Source organism: Streptomyces sp. BK79 (genome assembly GCF_044142145.1).
Taxonomy (GTDB): Bacteria; Actinomycetota; Actinomycetes; order Streptomycetales; family Streptomycetaceae; genus Streptomyces.
In genome coordinates this window covers 200,076-214,777 of sequence record NZ_JBHVOC010000008.1, presented here as the reverse complement: position 1 = coordinate 214,777, position 14,702 = coordinate 200,076, and the positions used below count along the sequence as shown (strand labels likewise).

Sequence of the window (14,702 nt, the reverse complement as noted above, 5' to 3'; positions counted from 1 at the left end):
GCGCTCGTCACTCCGCCACCCCCACCACCAGCCAGATGAACGCCACGCCCGCGACCGTGCACAGCAGGGTCGAGCGGGCGGGGTGTTCGTGGTGGGCCTCGGGGAGGATCTCGGCGGCGGCGAGGTAGAGCAGTACGCCGCCGAAGAGGCCGAGGTAGGCGCCGAGCGCGCCCTCCGGGATGGAGAACAGGAGCGTCGAGGCAGCGCCGGCCACGGGGGCGACGGCGTCGGCGACCAGCATCGCGATCGCGCGGCGGCGGGCGTTCCCGTACAGGCTGGTGAGCGTGTAGGTGTTGAAGCCGTCCGCGAAGTCGTGGGCGATCACCGCCATCGCGACCGCCGTGCCCATGCCGCCGCCGACCTGGAAGGCCGCGCCGATCGCCACGCCGTCCATCGCGCTGTGTCCGACCATCGCCGCGGCGGCCGTCAGGCCCACCTGCGGCGAGCGCTGCCCGTGCTCGTCGGCGCCGTGCGCGGCGCGGCGGGCGGCCAGGAGGCGTTCCACCAGGTGCGCGAGGAGGAACCCGGCGACGAACAGCAGCAGTGCCTCGGGGACGCCGAACACCTCCTCGCCGGCCGCCTCCAGGGCCTCCGGCAGCAGGTCGAGGCCGACGACGCCCAGCATCAGGCCGCCGGCCAGGCCCAGGACCAGGTGACGCCGGTCGGTCACGCGCTGTGCCGTCCAGCCGCCGGCCAGCGTCATCAGGAACGCGCCGAGCGCGACGAAGACCGCCATGGGCCCTTGCTATCCGATCAGAGCGCTCATCCGTGCGCACGACAGCGGCAACCGCAGTAAATATGCGTAGGAAAGGACCCCATCCCATGGCTTCCGTGGCCCCCGAGGCTTCCGATGTCTCCTCCGTGGCCGACGCCTTCCCCGGCAAGGTGACGTTCGTCGGTGCCGGTCCCGGCGCCGCCGACCTGCTGACGTTCCGTGCGGCGCGGGCCATCGCCGAGGCCGACGTCGTGATCTGGGCGGCGAGCCTGGTGCAGGCGGAGGTGCTCCAGCACGCGCGTGCGGACGCGGAGGTCCTGGACTCGGCGACCATGTCGCTGGAGGACGTCGTGGCCGTCTACCGGCGGGCGCGCGAGGAGGGGCTGCGGGTGGCCCGCATCCACTCCGGCGACCCGGCGCTGTGGGGCGGCACGCAGGAGCAGCTCGACCGGTGCGAGGAGATCGGCATCGCGACCGAGGTCGTGCCCGGCGTCTCCGCGTTCTCGGCGGTGGCCGCGCTGGCGCGGCGGGAGCTGACCATCCCGGAGGTCGCGCAGTCCGTGGTCCTCACCCGGCTCGGCGGCGGCAAGACGCCGATGCCGCCCGGGGAGGAGGTCCGCGAGTTCGCCAGGCACGGGACGACGATGGCGGTCTTCCTGTCGGCGGCCCGCAGCGGCCAGCTGGTGCGGGAGCTGCTGGAGGGCGGCTACCCGACCGAGACGCCGGTGGTCGTCGCGTACCAGGCCACCTGGCCCGAGGAGCTGGTCGTGAAGTGCACGATCGGCACGCTGGAGGAGACGGTCAAGGAGCACAAGCTCTGGAAGCACACCCTGTTCCTGGTCGGGCCGGCCCTCGACGCGCGCGGCACCCGCTCGCACCTGTACCACCCGGGGCACTTCCACGGGTACCGGAAGGCCGACCCCGAGGCCCGGCGTGAGCTGCGCACGCGGGGTGCGAGCACGTGATCACCGTCGTGGGGATGGGGGCCGCCGGCGCGGCGCCCGCCGAGGGCGTCGCCGCCGGTGCCGAGCTGGTCGTCGGCGGGCGGCGGCACCTGGACGCCGTACGGCTGCCGGAGGGGGCCGAGCGGGTCGTCCTCGGGGCGCTGGCGCCGGCCCTGGACACGGTCGCGGAGTACGTCGCGAAGGAGCGGCCGGTGACCGTGCTGGCCTCCGGTGACCCCGGGTTCTTCGGGATCGTGCGGGCGCTGGCCGAGCGGTTCGGGGCCCGGTGGCTGGACGTGCGGCCCGGGGTGTCCTCCGTCGCCGCCGCGTTCGCGCGGGCCGGGCTGCCGTGGGACGACGCCGTGGTGGCCAGCGCGCACGGGCGGGACCTGCGGACGGCGGTGAACCTGTGCCGGGCCCACCCGAAGGTCGCCGTGCTGACCGGGCCCGGGGCGGGTCCGGCGGAGCTGGGCGCGGCGCTCGGGGGCGATCCGCGGGTCCTCGTCGTCGCCTCCGCGCTGGGTTCGGCTCAGGAGCGGGTGGAGCGGGTGACGCCCGCCGAGGCCGCGGCCCGGGACTGGGGGGCGGCGGTGAGCGTGGTGCTGTGCCTGGACGAGGCGCGGGCGCTGGGGCCGGTGCGGACCGTCGCCGGGCCGCGTCCGGGGCCGGCCGGGTGGGCGCTGGACGAGGCCGAGTTCGCCCACCGCGACTCGATGATCACCAAGTTCGAGGTGCGGGCGCTGGCGCTGGCCCGGCTCGGTCCCCGGCCCGGCGACCTGGTCTGGGACGTCGGGGCGGGCTCGGGGTCCGTGGCCGTGGAGTGCGCGCGGCTCGGTGCCGCCGTCACCGCCGTCGAGAAGACGCCGGACGGGGTGGAGCGGGTCCGCGCCAACGCCGCCGCGCACGGCGTTGACGTGCGGGTGGTGCACGGGGCGGCGCCCGCGGCGCTGTCCGGGCTGGACGACCCCGACGCCGTGTTCGTCGGCGGCGGCGGGCGGGAACTGCCCGCGATCGTCGCCGCCTGCGCGCGGCGCGCCCGGCGGGCCGTGGTCGTCGCCATGGCCGCGCTGGACCGGGTGCCGGCGGCCCGTGCGGCGCTGCTCGACGCCGGACTGGACTGCGACGGGGTGCTGTTGCAGTCCTCGCGCCTCGCGCCGCTGCCGGGGGACGTGACCCGGCTGGCGGCGACCAATCCCGTTTTCCTGTTGTGGGGCACCAGGCCCCGCACCCGTACCGAAGGAGTGGGCCAGTGATCGGCCTCATTTCCGCCACCTCGGCGGGCGCGGCCGCGCGGGACCGGCTGGCCGCCGCGTGGCCGGACCGCACGCGCGTGTACGAGGGTCCCGTCGCGGACGCCGTACGGACCGCGTTCGCCGAGTGCGAGCAGCTCGTGTGCTTCCTCGCCACGGGGGCCGTGGTCCGGCTCGTGGCGCCGCTGCTGGACAACAAGCGGACCGACCCCGGTGTGGTGTGCGTCGACGAAGGCGGGCGGTTCGCCGTGTCGCTGGTCGGCGGCCACGGGGGCGGCGCCAACGAACTCGCCGCCGCGGTCGGCGGGGTGCTGGGTGCCGAGCCGGTGGTGACGACGGCGACGGACGCGGTGGGGCTGGCCGGGCTGGACACGCTCGGGCTGCCCGTGGAGGGCGATGTCGCCGGTGTCTCGCGGGCCCTGCTGGACGGGGAACCGGTGGCGCTGCGGGCGGAGGTGCGGTGGCCGCTGCCGCCGCTGCCGGTCGCCGGGGAGGGGGCGTACACGGTCCGGCTGACGGACCGTCTGGTGGAGCCGGCCGAGGGGGAGGCCGTGCTGCGTCCGCCGTCCCTGGTCGTCGGCGTCGGCGCCTCCAGGGGGGCGCCGGTGGACGAGGTGCTGGGGCTGGTCGAGGAGGCCCTGCGGGACGCCGGGCTGTCCGCCGCGTCGGTCGCCGAGCTGGCCACCGTGGACGCCAAGGCTCAGGAGCCCGGCATCGTCGGGGCGGCCGAGCGGCTGGGCGTGCCCCTGGTGACGTACTCGGCCGGGGAGCTGGCGGGCGTCGAGGTGCCCAACCCCTCCGACGCCCCGCTCGCTGCCGTCGGCACCCCGTCGGTCGCGGAGGCGGCGGCGCTGGTGCGCGGCGGGGAACTCCTCGTGCCCAAGCGGAAGACGGCGGCGCGGCCCGCGATGGCGACCTGTGCCGTCGTACGGCGGCCGGGGCGCGGGCGGCTCGCGGTGGTCGGGCTCGGGCCGGGCGCCCGGGACCTGGTGACGCCGCGCGCGCGGGCCGAACTGCGGCGGGCGTCGGTGCTGGTCGGCCTCGACCAGTACGTCGACCAGATCCGCGACCTGCTGCGGCCCGGCACCCGGATCCTGGAGTCGGGGCTCGGCGCCGAGGAGGAGCGGGCGCGGACGGCCGTGGCCGAGGCCCGGCGCGGGCAGGCGGTGGCGCTGATCGGCAGCGGGGACGCGGGTGTGTACGCGATGGCGTCGCCCGCGCTGGCGGAGGCGTCCGACGACATCGACGTGGTCGGGGTGCCGGGGGTGACGGCGGCGCTGGCGGCCGGGGCGATCCTGGGCGCGCCGCTCGGCCACGACCACGTGTCGATCAGCCTGTCCGACCTGCACACGCCGTGGGAGGTCATCGAGCGGCGGGTGCGGGCGGCGGCCGAGGCGGACATCGTCGTGACGTTCTACAACCCGCGCAGCCGGGGCCGCGACTGGCAGCTGCCCAAGGCGCTGGCGATCCTCGCGGAGCACCGGGCGCCGGCGACCCCGGTGGGCGTCGTGCGCAACGCGTCGCGGGCCGACGAGTCCAGCCGCCTGACCACGCTCGCCGCCCTCGACCCGGCGACGGTCGACATGATGACGGTCGTGACGGTGGGCAACACCGCGACCCGCGAGATCGCCGGGCGCATGGTGACACCGCGCGGCTACCGCTGGCAGGAGGAGCCGAAGTGAACCGCGTGGTCCATCCCATCGAGGAGGAGTCCTACCGGCGGCTGCGCGCCCGCCTGGACACCTCGCACTTCCCGCCGCTGACCCGGGCGGTGGTGGAGCGGGTCGTCCACTCCGCCGCCGACCTGGAGTACGCGTCCGACCTGGTCATGGACGAGGCCGTGCTGGAGCGGGCGTACGCCGCGCTGCACGCCGGGGCGCCGGTCGTGGTGGACGTGGAGATGGTCGCGGCCGGGATCACCCGGCGGGAGACCGTGTGCCGGCTGAGGGACGCCGTGGCCGGGCCGGGGCTGACCCGTTCGGCGCACGCGATCCGGCTCGCGTACGAGCAGGTCGGTCCCGGCGCCCTGTGGGTGATCGGCAACGCGCCGACCGCGCTGGAGGAGCTGCTGACCCTGAACGCCGACCCGGTGCTCGTCATCGGTCTGCCCGTCGGCTTCGTCGGCGCGGCCGAGTCCAAGGCCGCGTTGCGCGAGAGCGGGCTGCCCGCCGTGAGCAACGTGTCCGAGAAGGGCGGTTCGGCGGTCGCCTCCGCCGCGCTCAACGCCCTGCTGTACCACCCCACTTCGTACTCCGAGGAGACATCGTGACCACCCCCCCGCCCGCCCTGCTCATCGCCGGACACGGCACCCGGGACGAGGCCGGAGCCGAGGCGTTCCGCGACTTCGTGCGCGAGCTGGGCCGCCGCCACCCCGAACTGCCCGTCGCGGGCGGTTTCATCGAGCTGTCCCCGCCGCCGCTGGGCGAGGCCGTCGCCGACCTGGTCGAGCGCGGGGTGCGCCGGTTCGCCGCCGTGCCGCTGATGCTGGTGTCCGCCGGGCACGCCAAGGGCGACATCCCGGCGGCACTGTCCCGGGAGAAGGAGCGCCACCCCGGGATCTCGTACACGTACGGGCGTCCGCTGGGCCCGCACCCCTCGCTGCTGCGGGTGCTGGAGCGGCGGCTCGCGGAGGCGGTCGACCCGTCCTGGGACCCGGCCGAGGTGACGGTGCTCCTGGTGGGGCGCGGGTCGACGGACCCGGACGCCAACGCCGAGGTGTTCAAGGCGGCGCGGCTGCTGTGGGAGGGGCGCGGGTACGCGGCCGTGGAGACGGCGTTCGTGTCGCTGGCGGAGCCGGACGTGCCGGGCGGCCTGGACCGGTGCGCGCGGCTGGGGGCGCGGCGGGTCGTGGTCCTGCCGTACTTCCTGTTCACCGGCATCCTCCCGGACCGGGTCCGGCACCAGACCGAGGAGTGGGCCGCCGCGCACCCGGAGACCGAGGTGCGGTCGGCCGACGTCATCGGGCCGGAGCCGGAGCTGCTGGATCTGGTGTGGGAGCGGTACGAGGAGGCGGTGAAGGGCGACCTGCGGATGAACTGCGACTCGTGCGTGTACCGGATCGCGCTGCCCGGGTTCGAGGACAAGGTGGGGCTGCCGCAGCAGCCGCACTTCCACCCCGACGACGACGGCCATCACCACCACGGGCACCATCACGGGCATGGACACGCACACTCCCATGCACACTGAGGCCGCCGGTCCTGATCTGCGGCACCACGGGGACGCGGAGGTCCGCGACGACGGCTCGGCGCTCGTGGACCTCGCGGTGAACGTCCGCGCCCACACTCCCCCGGCCTGGCTGCGCGAGCACGTCGCCGCCTCGCTGGGCTCCCTCGCGGCCTACCCGGACGGGCGGGCCGCGCGGGCGGCGGTGGCGGCGCGGCACGGGCTGCCGGTGGAGCGGGTGCTGCTGACGGCGGGCGCGGCGGAGGCGTTCGTGCTGCTGGCACGGGCGCTGAAGGTGCGCCGGCCGGTCGTGGTGCACCCCCAGTTCACCGAGCCGGAGGCGGCGCTGCGCGACGCGGGGCACACGGTCGACCGGGTGCTGCTGCGGGAGGCGGACGGCTTCCGGCTGGACCCGGCCGCCGTACCGGAACAGGCCGACCTGGTGGTGATCGGCAACCCGACGAACCCGACGTCGGTGCTGCACCCGGCGGACGTGGTCACGGAGCTGGCCCGTCCCGGGCGGACGCTGGTCGTGGACGAGGCGTTCATGGACGCGGTGCCGGGCGAGCGGGAGGCGCTGGCCGGGCGCTCGGACGTGCCCGGACTGGTCGTCCTGCGCAGCCTCACCAAGACGTGGGGACTGGCCGGGCTGCGCGTCGGGTACGTCCTGGCGGCCCCGGAGACGATCACCGAGCTGGAGCGCGCGCAGCCCCTGTGGCCCGTGTCCACGCCCGCGCTTGCGGCGGCCCAGGCGTGCGTGGCGCCGCGGGCCCTGGCGGAGGCCGCCCACGCCGCCCACCGCATCGCCGCGGACCGGGCCCACCTCGTCGCCGGGCTGGCCGGGTTCGCGGACGCCGGGCTGCGGGTCGCCGGTCCCGCCGAGGGCCCCTTCGTCCTCGTCCGCCTCCCGGACGCCGACGCCGTACGCCACCGGCTGCGTGACCTCGGTTACGCGGTGCGGCGCGGGGACACGTTCCCCGGGCTGGGCGCGGACTGGCTGCGGCTGGCGGTACGGGACCGGGGCACGTCGGACGCCTTCCTGCGCGCCCTGCGGCGGGCCCTCCCGAAGCGGACCTGAGCGGTCCGCCCCGCCGGGCCGAGCGGGGCGCGGCGGGCGGTGCCGGAGCGCGCCGGCGGGCATCCGCGCGGGCTTGCACGCCCCGCGTCCCCCTGTCCCGCCCTGCCCCCTGCCCGCCCTGCCCCCGCCCCGCGCGTCCGCGTGGCCCGGCCCCCCCCGTCGGCCCTCACCCCCCGGCCCCCGTCGGCCCCCGCCCCGGGCTCGCGCGCGGCCCCGCCGCGTCACGCTCCCGCGCCCCCGCGCGACAGGCCGCCCCCGTCCCCCCTGTGGTGGTCAGCCGCGCTTGCGGCGGGTCAGGAGGAGGGTGCCGCCGCCCGCCAGGACCAGGGTGGCCGCGCCGGCCGCGAGGTACGGGGTCGCCGAGCTGCCGCCCGTCTCCGCCAGGTCGGCCTCGGCCCGGGCGCCCTGGGGCTCGACCTCGGCGGCGGGCTCGGCTTCCCGCTCGGCCGCGGGCTCCTCGGCCTTCGCCGGGGGCTGCGCCGGCTCGGCCTCGGGGGCGGCCGGGGACTCGCAGGTCGCCTTCGCCAGGGTCACGGTGCCGTCGACCTCGGCGACGTTCAGGTCGAGGGGGTTGACGGACACCTCGAGTTCGAGCGCGGTGGCGGCGGCCGTGCGGGAGGTCGTCTCCGTCTTCGAGAGGTCGAGCCGCACCTCGCCGACGCCGGGCACCTCGACCTCCGTCGTGCCGCCGGTGGTCAGCGTGACCTTCTTGCCGAGGACCGTCACCGCGCCCAGCAGGTTCGCGTCGGCGACCGGCTGCTTCCCGGCCTCGCAGGTCGCCACGGAGGTGACCTTCTCGACCTCGATCACCGAGAGCAGCGGGAGGCCGGGGACGTGGACCCTGGCGCGGGCGAGGTCGGTGCGCCCCTCGCTCTTCGCCGCGGTCGCCGTCGCCTCGGCGTCGGCCACGTCGGCGCGCAGGACGCTGAACGGCCTGCCCCCGTCGACGCCGTCCAACCGGACCGTCAGCGCCGTCTTCCGCGCGCTCTCGGGTGCGTGCACCTCGTTGAGGGTGACCGCGAGCGGGACGTTCACGGTCTTGTTGAGCAGGGACACGTCGAGGCCGGTGCGCAGCACGGTGGCGCTCGCGCGACCGTGGTCGCCGGTCGCGTGGGCGGTGCCCGCGCCGGCCAGGGCCGCCGGGCCGGCGGTCAGGGCCGTGGCCGCCGCGACGGTGACGAGGCGGCGTGCGGGCATGCGGAAGGTGTTGCCGTTCAAGGTGGTGGGACCCCCAGTGAGACATGCGTGCGGGACACGCATGAGCGACATGCTTGGGACCCGGAAAGAATGGCCCCGCGCGCGCCGAACCGTCAGCGAAGTCAGGGCACTTCACCCCTTCGTGGGGTTTTGGTGAACCTTTTCGATTCTCACGGCACAGGTGTTCCCCGGCGTCACTCCGGTCGGCTACCCGACGACCCGCCCGCGCAGCACCACCCGGCGCGGAGCGGCGAGCACGCGCACGTCCGCGCGCGGGTCCTCGTCGAACACCACCAGGTCCGCCGGCGCGCCCTCGTCCAGGCCGGGCCGCCCCAGCCACTTCCGGGCGGCCCAGGTCGTCGCGGCGAGCGCCTCGACGGGCGGGAGGCCGGCGGTGACCAGCTCGGCGACCTCCGCGGCCGCCAGGCCGTGGGCCAGCGAGCCGCCCGCGTCGGTGCCGACGAAGACCGGGACGCCGGCGTCGTAGGCGCTGCGCACGGTGTCGTAGCGGCGTTCGTGGAGCCGGCGCATATGGGCCGACCAGCGCGGGAAGCGGGACTCTCCCCCGGCGGCGAGCGCGGGGAACGTGGCGATGTTGACCAGGGTGGGCACGATCGCGACGCCCCGCTCGGCGAAGAGCGGGATCGTGTCGTCGGTCAGGCCCGTGGCGTGCTCGACGCAGTCGATGCCGGCCTCGACCAGGTCGCGCAGGGAGTCCTCGGCGAAGCAGTGCGCGGTGACGCGGGCGCCCAGCCGGTGGGCCTCGGCGATCGCGGCCTCGACGGCGCCGCGCGGCCAGCAGGCGGACAGGTCGCCGAGGTCGCGGTCGATCCAGTCGCCGACCAGCTTCACCCAGCCGTCGCCGCGCCGGGCCTCCTGGGCGACGTAGGCGGCGAGGTCGTCGGGCTCGACCTCCCAGGCGTAGCCCCGGATGTAGCGGCGGGTGCGGGCGATGTGCCGGCCGGCCCGGATGATCCGGGGGAGGTCCTCGCGGTCGTCGATCCAGCGGGTGTCGGAGGGCGAACCGGCGTCGCGGATGAGGAGCGTGCCCGCGTCCCGGTCGGTCAGCGCCTGCTTCTCCGCGGCCTCCTCGGGGACGGCGCCGTGCTGGTCGAGGCCGACGTGGCAGTGGGCGTCGACCAGGCCGGGCAGCGCCCAGCCCTCGACGGTGCGGACGTCGGCGGCGCCGGCGGGACGGTCGTACGAGATCCGTCCGTCGATCACCCACACCTCGTCGCGGACCTCCTCAGGCCCGACGAGCACCCGACCCTTCACGTGCAGCACCGCGCGATCGCTCATGCACCGCACCTTAGACCGGGCCCCGGGCCCGTTCGAAGGCCCGGTCACCGGCCGCCGCCGCGTGCTGCCGCGCGGGCGCGGATCCCGCTCACGCAACCGGCCGCGACGGCGCGGAAGGGCGCGCCCGGCGAGCACCGCGACCGTGGCGGAAGCCACGATTCCGGGCGTGGGGGTGTCGCAACGGAAGCCCTCCGGCGCGAGTGGCGGCACGGGCCGTGGTTACTCTCGACTCCGTACGCGCCCGTACACCTGCCCGTGAACGAAGAGAGCACCACCGTGACCCATCCCTTCCTGGACCTCGCCCCCCTGACCGCCGGCCGCTTCGCCGCGATCGAGGACCGGGTCGCCCGTCTGCTCGGCACCCGCCAGGACGTCGTGATCACGCAGGGCGAGGCGCTGCTGCCGCTGGAGGGCGCCATCCGCTCCGCCGCCGGGCCGGGCACCGTCGCGCTGAACGTCATCACGGGGCCGTACGGGCAGACGTTCGGGAACTGGCTGCGGGACTGCGGCGCCACCGTGCACGACCTCTCCGTGCCGTTCCACACGGCCGTCTCCGCCGAGCAGGTCCGCGCGGCCCTCGCCGAGCACCCGGAGATCGACTTCGTGTCGCTGGTGCACGCCGAGGCGGCGACCGGGAACACCAACCCGGTCGCGGAGATCGGCGAGGTGGTGCGGGCGCACGGCGCGCTGTTCTACCTGGACGCCGTGGCCTCGGTCGGTGCCGAGCCGGTGCTGCCGGACGCGTGGGGCGTGGACCTGTGCGTCATCGGCGCGCAGAAGGCGATGGGCGGCCCGGCCGGGGTGTCGGCGGTGTCGGTGAGCGAGCGGGCGTGGGCGCGGATGGCGGCGAACCCGAACGCTCCGCGCCGGTCCTACCTCTCCCTGCTGGACTGGAAGGAGCGCTGGACCGACGCCGGCCGCAAGGCGCTGCCGCACGCGCCGGCGCAGCTGGAGATGCTGGCGCTGGAGGCGTGCGTGGAGCGCCTGGAGGCGGCGGGCCCCGAGACGGTGATGGCGCGGCACGCCTCGGCCGCGGCGGCCACCCGGGCCGGCGCGCTCGCGCTGGGCGGCGGCCTGGAGCCGTACGTGTACGAGGCGAGGGACGCCGCGCCGGTCGCGACGACACTCCGGGTGCCCTCGGACCTCGACGCGTCCGCGCTGGTGGCGCGGGCCCTGGAGTCCGACCCGGCGCTGCCGCTGGCCGCGGGCGGGGGCGCGCTGGCCCAGGAGATGATCCGGGTCAACCACTACGGTCCCCACGCGACGCGCGGCGCCGTGCAGGGCTGCCTGGCGGCACTGGGTGCCGCGCTGGCCGGAGCAGGGGTCGGGGCCGACCTGGGGGCGGCCCGGCGCACCGTCGAGTCCTCCTGGGGGACACGGACCGGCGAGGGCCTTTCCCAGGCGTGAATTCTATGAATTTGCCGAAGTCATCAAAAGCGAATTCGGCAATTCTTCGGAGTACAGCCATCCGTGTTCTTCTGCCCGCTTTCCCCGGGCCTAAACGCTAAGATTTCGATAAGTTCGAGACCGGCATTTCGGACACGCGTCGCACAGGTTACATGATTGTGACCCGTTACACATGCTGACCGATTCGCGACTTTCATCCGGGTCAAAACCCCCCAAAGTGTCGCCACCTCGCGCGGTGGCACGCGCCCGCGTGATATCACACGACGCGTCCACACGTAACCCCGTCCGGCGATGCAATTTCGAATTTCGCTGGGTAATTTCATTTGCATGACTGCCGCGCAAGCAGACCTGCAAATCGATCGTCCGAGAGTGGCCGACGGGGCCACCCTGTGGCGGATAGCCAAGGACTCGAAGGTCCTCGACGTGAACTCGTCCTACAGCTATCTGCTCTGGTGCCGTGACTTCGCGGCGACCTCGGCCGTCGCCCGCGACGGGCACGGCGTGCCGGTCGGCTTCGTGACCGGCTATGTGCGGCCCGACCAGCCGGACACGCTGCTCGTGTGGCAGGTGGCGGTGGACGAGGCTTACCGTGGTCGAAGGCTCGCGGCGTCGATGCTCGACGGACTCGCCGCCCGGACTCTCACGGAGTGCGGGACGACGACCCTGGAGACCACCATCTCCCCCGACAACACCGCCTCCCAGCGGCTGTTCACCTCGTTCGCCGAGCGCCATGGCGCCACGCTGGAGCGCGAAGTCCTCTTCGACACGGACGAGTTCCCCGACGGGCCGCACGAGCCCGAGGTCCTGTACCGCATAGGCCCCCTCACCGACCCGGCCCGCGCCTGACCCCCGCCGTCCGGCTCCCCCAGACTTCCCGGCCGGGACCGCACCGGTCCCCCGGATCCGTACGACCTTCCTCTCCCACCCTCACCCCACGAGGAGCGATTTCGTCGTGACCATCACCCAGCCCGACCTCAGTGTCTTCGAGACCGTCGAGTCCGAGGTGCGCAGCTACTGCCGCGGCTGGCCCACCGTCTTCGACCGTGCGCTCGGCAGCCGCATGTACGACGAGGACGGCCACGAGTACCTCGACTTCTTCGCGGGAGCGGGCTCACTCAACTACGGGCACAACAACGCCGTCCTGAAACGCGCGCTCATCGACTACCTGGAGCGGGACGGCGTCACGCACGGGCTCGACATGTCGACCACCGCCAAGCGCCGCTTCCTGGAGACGTTCCAGAACCTCGTCCTGCGTCCGCGTGACCTGCCGTACAAGGTCATGTTCCCGGGCCCGACGGGTACCAACGCCGTGGAGTCCGCGCTGAAGCTCGCGCGGAAGGTGAAGGGACGCGAGTCGATCGTGTCGTTCACCAACGCCTTCCACGGCATGTCCCTGGGCTCCCTCGCGGTGACCGGCAACGCCTTCAAGCGGGCCGGCGCGGGCATCCCGCTGGTGCACGGCACGCCGATGCCGTTCGACAACTACTTCGACGGCGCCGTCGAGGACTTCCTGTGGTTCGAGCGGCTGCTCGAGGACCAGGGCTCCGGTCTGAACAAGCCGGCCGCCGTGATCGTCGAGACCGTGCAGGGCGAGGGCGGCATCAACGTCGCCCGCGCCGAGTGGCTGCGTGCCCTGAGCGAGCTGTGCGAGCGCCAGGACATGCTGCTCATCGTCGACGACATCCAGATGGGCTGCGGCCGTACCGGCGCCTTCTTCTCCTTCGAGGAGGCGGGCATCACGCCGGACATCGTCACCGTGTCCAAGTCGATCAGCGGCTACGGCCTGCCCATGTCGCTGTGCCTGTTCAAGCCCGAGCTGGACATCTGGGAGCCCGGCGAGCACAACGGCACCTTCCGCGGCAACAACCCCGCCTTCGTCACGGCGACCGCCGCGCTGGAGGCGTACTGGGCCGACGGGTCGGCGATGGAGAAGCAGACCCGCACCCGCGGCGAGCAGGTCGAGCAGCACATGATCGCCATCACCGAGGAGAACCTCGCCGACATCAAGGAGTACCGCGGCCGCGGCCTGGTCTGGGGTCTGGAGTTCCACGACAAGGAGCGCGCCGGCCGGGTCGCCAAGCGCGCCTTCGAACTGGGCCTGCTCATCGAGACGTCCGGCCCCGAGAGCGAGGTCGTCAAGCTGCTCCCGGCGCTCACCATCACGCCCGACGAGCTGGACGAGGGCATGAAGACCCTCGCCCGGGCCGTGCGCGAGACCGCCTGACCCTCCCGTACTTCCGGCGCCTTCGGCCCGCGCGGCCGAGGGCGCCGGGGACCCTTGCACACCCTTCACCTAGGAGGCATCGCAACACCGTGATCGTCCGTTCGTTCAAGGAGATCGAAGGCACCGACCGGCACGTGAAGTCGGCGTCCGGCACCTGGGAGAGCAAGCGCATCGTCCTCGCGAAGGAGAAGGTCGGCTTCTCCGTCCACGAGACGATCCTGTACGCGGGTACGGAGACGTCCATGTGGTACGCGAACCACATCGAGGCCGTCGTCTGCACCAAGGGCGACGCCGAGTTGACCGACCGCGAGACCGGGAAGACGTACCACATCACGCCGGGGACGATGTACCTCCTCAACGGCCACGAGCGGCACACGCTCAAGGTCAAGGAGGACTTCCACTGCATCTGCGTCTTCAACCCGCCCGTGACCGGACGGGAGGATCACGACGAGAACGGCGTCTACCCGCTGCTCACCGAGGAGGTGTGAGTCACCGTGACCATCACGACCACGAACGTCACCGATCTCTATCCCACCCGCGGCGCCACCGAGGTGGCCACCCCCCGGCAGGACCCGGTCGTCTGGGGCTCCCCGGACACGCCCGGCCCCGTCTCGGCCGGTGACCTCCAGGCCCTGGACCGCGACGGCTTCCTCGCCATCGACCAGCTCATCGGTCCGGACGAGGTCGCCGTCTACCAGCGGGAGCTGGAGCGGCTCGTCACCGACCCGGCCATCCGCGCGGACGAGCGCTCGATCGTCGAGCCCCAGTCCAAGGAGATCCGGTCCGTCTTCGAGGTGCACAAGATCAGCGAGGTCTTCGCGAATCTGGTGCGCGACGAGCGGGTGGTCGGACGCGCCCGGCAGATCCTCGGCTCGGACGTCTACGTCCACCAGTCGCGGATCAACGTCAAGCCGGGCTTCGGCGCGAGCGGCTTCTACTGGCACTCGGACTTCGAGACCTGGCACGCCGAGGACGGCCTGCCGAACATGCGGACGATCTCGGTGTCGATCGCGCTCACGGAGAACTACGACACCAACGGCGGTCTCATGATCATGCCGGGGTCGCACAAGACGTTCCTCGGGTGCGCGGGGGCCACGCCGAAGGACAACTACAAGAAGTCCCTGCAGATGCAGGACGCGGGCACGCCGTCCGACGAGGCGCTGACGAAGATGGCGTCGGAGTACGGCATCAAGCTGTTCACCGGCAAGGCCGGTTCGGCGACCTGGTTCGACTGCAACTGCATGCACGGGTCGGGCGACAACATCACGCCGTTCCCGCGCAGCAACGTGTTCATCGTGTTCAACAGCGTGGAGAACACGGCCGTCGAGCCGTTCGCGGCACCGATCCGTCGGCCGGAGTTCATCGGCGCGCGGGACTTCACGCCGGTGAAGTGACCCGCGGCGGGGCTTCACCCCGGTGAAGTGAC

The 14,702-nt window shown here is 74.0% G+C and carries 14 protein-coding genes; 11 read left to right on the top strand and 3 right to left on the bottom strand.

Annotated elements, in window-relative coordinates; translation table 11 throughout:
- Positions 1 to 7 precede the first annotated feature (7 nt).
- Entirely contained in the window at positions 8 to 736 is a 729-nt protein-coding gene (locus ACFIF2_RS12620; RefSeq protein WP_395572681.1) for a ZIP family metal transporter, read from the bottom strand.
- An 86-nt stretch (positions 737 to 822) separates the two neighbouring features.
- Between ACFIF2_RS12620 and cobM the strand changes: the two genes are divergently transcribed.
- The 6 genes from cobM to cobC are packed head-to-tail and all read left to right on the top strand — an operon-like array spanning position 823 to position 7,149.
- Complete coding sequence (gene cobM / locus ACFIF2_RS12615) at positions 823 to 1,680, top strand: precorrin-4 C(11)-methyltransferase (protein WP_395572680.1); 858 nt, start codon at positions 823 to 825, stop codon at positions 1,678 to 1,680.
- Positions 1,677 to 2,912 carry a precorrin-6y C5,15-methyltransferase (decarboxylating) subunit CbiE gene (gene cbiE / locus ACFIF2_RS12610; protein ID WP_395572679.1) on the top strand — a complete coding sequence of 412 codons (1,236 nt, stop codon included), beginning with the start codon at positions 1,677 to 1,679 and terminating at the stop codon, positions 2,910 to 2,912. The genes cobM and cbiE overlap by 4 nt, the downstream gene beginning before the upstream one ends.
- Entirely contained in the window at positions 2,909 to 4,591 is a 1,683-nt protein-coding gene (gene cobJ, locus ACFIF2_RS12605; RefSeq protein WP_395572678.1) for a precorrin-3B C(17)-methyltransferase, read from the top strand. The genes cbiE and cobJ overlap by 4 nt, the downstream gene beginning before the upstream one ends.
- Complete coding sequence (locus tag ACFIF2_RS12600; RefSeq protein ID WP_395572677.1) at positions 4,588 to 5,178, top strand: precorrin-8X methylmutase; 591 nt, start codon at positions 4,588 to 4,590, stop codon at positions 5,176 to 5,178. The genes cobJ and ACFIF2_RS12600 overlap by 4 nt, the downstream gene beginning before the upstream one ends.
- Positions 5,175 to 6,095, top strand: a complete 921-nt coding sequence (locus tag ACFIF2_RS12595) for a sirohydrochlorin chelatase (protein WP_395572676.1) — start codon at positions 5,175 to 5,177, stop codon at positions 6,093 to 6,095. The genes ACFIF2_RS12600 and ACFIF2_RS12595 overlap by 4 nt, the downstream gene beginning before the upstream one ends.
- Positions 6,067 to 7,149: an Rv2231c family pyridoxal phosphate-dependent protein CobC gene (gene cobC, locus ACFIF2_RS12590; RefSeq protein WP_395572675.1), complete on the top strand. Its 1,083-nt coding sequence runs from the start codon at positions 6,067 to 6,069 to the stop codon at positions 7,147 to 7,149. Before ACFIF2_RS12595 ends, cobC begins: the two co-directional genes overlap by 29 nt.
- 273 nt (positions 7,150 to 7,422) lie before the next feature.
- Here cobC and ACFIF2_RS12585 read toward each other — a convergent pair whose 3' ends face one another.
- On the bottom strand, positions 7,423 to 8,367 hold the full coding sequence (locus ACFIF2_RS12585) for an SCO1860 family LAETG-anchored protein (protein WP_395572674.1): 945 nt from the start codon (positions 8,365 to 8,367) through the stop codon (positions 7,423 to 7,425).
- Between the two features lie 186 nt (positions 8,368 to 8,553).
- On the bottom strand, positions 8,554 to 9,645 hold the full coding sequence (locus tag ACFIF2_RS12580) for an amidohydrolase family protein (protein WP_395572673.1): 1,092 nt from the start codon (positions 9,643 to 9,645) through the stop codon (positions 8,554 to 8,556).
- Between the two features lie 276 nt (positions 9,646 to 9,921).
- Here ACFIF2_RS12580 and ACFIF2_RS12575 point away from each other — a divergent pair, with 276 nt between their 5' ends.
- The 5 genes from ACFIF2_RS12575 (at position 9,922) to thpD (ending at position 14,670) form a co-directional block, all read left to right on the top strand.
- A complete protein-coding gene (locus tag ACFIF2_RS12575; RefSeq protein WP_395572672.1) occupies positions 9,922 to 11,052 on the top strand; it encodes a pyridoxal-phosphate-dependent aminotransferase family protein in 1,131 nt (376 codons plus the stop codon).
- 327 nt (positions 11,053 to 11,379) lie between these two features.
- A complete protein-coding gene (gene ectA / locus ACFIF2_RS12570) occupies positions 11,380 to 11,898 on the top strand; it encodes a diaminobutyrate acetyltransferase (protein WP_395572671.1) in 519 nt (172 codons plus the stop codon).
- Between the two features lie 106 nt (positions 11,899 to 12,004).
- Positions 12,005 to 13,276 (top strand): diaminobutyrate--2-oxoglutarate transaminase, encoded by a 1,272-nt coding sequence (gene ectB / locus ACFIF2_RS12565; RefSeq protein WP_395572670.1) that lies wholly within the window; start codon positions 12,005 to 12,007, stop codon positions 13,274 to 13,276.
- A gap of 89 nt (positions 13,277 to 13,365) precedes the next feature.
- Positions 13,366 to 13,764, top strand: coding sequence for an ectoine synthase (locus ACFIF2_RS12560; protein WP_043374438.1), 399 nt, complete (start codon positions 13,366 to 13,368; stop codon positions 13,762 to 13,764).
- Positions 13,765 to 13,770: 6 nt separating this feature from the next.
- On the top strand, positions 13,771 to 14,670 hold the full coding sequence (gene thpD / locus ACFIF2_RS12555) for an ectoine hydroxylase (RefSeq protein WP_395572669.1): 900 nt from the start codon (positions 13,771 to 13,773) through the stop codon (positions 14,668 to 14,670).
- Positions 14,671 to 14,702: the final 32 nt, after the last annotated feature.

Coding starts and splice junctions, on each gene's coding strand:
- cobM (WP_395572680.1), top strand. CDS start 823: ATGGCTTCCGTGGCCCCCGAGGCTTCCGATGTCTCCTCCGTGGCCGAC.
- ectA (WP_395572671.1), top strand. CDS start 11,380: ATGACTGCCGCGCAAGCAGACCTGCAAATCGATCGTCCGAGAGTGGCC.
- ACFIF2_RS12620 (WP_395572681.1), bottom strand. CDS start 736: ATGGCGGTCTTCGTCGCGCTCGGCGCGTTCCTGATGACGCTGGCCGGC.
- ACFIF2_RS12580 (WP_395572673.1), bottom strand. CDS start 9,645: ATGAGCGATCGCGCGGTGCTGCACGTGAAGGGTCGGGTGCTCGTCGGG.
- cobC (WP_395572675.1), top strand. CDS start 6,067: ATGGACACGCACACTCCCATGCACACTGAGGCCGCCGGTCCTGATCTG.